At 67.4% G+C, this 393-nt stretch carries 1 protein-coding gene; it reads right to left on the bottom strand.

From position 1 onward, the window contains the following. On the bottom strand, window positions 1-393 hold a 393-nt coding region (locus tag HKX41_10585), incomplete at both ends, for a pre-pilin like leader sequence (GenBank protein ID NNC24577.1).

Below are 393 nucleotides of genomic sequence, written 5' to 3'. Positions count from 1 at the left end.
GTGCTCGACAGCTCGAATGTGCGCAGCTGATTGGCGCCGGCGCGGCATGGCGTGGACTTGAGTACGAAATCACGACGCCCATCGCGCAAGCGCCCGCGGCCGTCGAATATCAGGGTTCTGGCATCGCCGCCGACGGCTGTGGCGACGAGGCTCAGGTCGCGGATCTGATCGGTGCGGCGTGGACGCTCGTCGGCGTCGGCGACGGCGTTGCCGTTGAGGTCGCTCCACACCAACCAGCCATCGTTCCATTCGCCGCCGCAGCTGCTGCCGTTGGAACTCGCGCACATGTAACCGGGATGGCCGCTTCGGATCGCTTCGCTGCGGGCCAGCGACACCGAGGCGATGAACTCGTTGGCGGCGCCGGTGACGCGGCTGGAGCGAATCGCGTCGATG

Origin of the sequence: Salifodinibacter halophilus, from assembly GCA_012999515.1 — a bacterium.
Taxonomy (GTDB): domain Bacteria; phylum Pseudomonadota; class Gammaproteobacteria; order Nevskiales; family Salinisphaeraceae; genus Salifodinibacter; species Salifodinibacter halophilus.
This window is presented reverse-complemented; position numbering and strand designations above follow the sequence as displayed.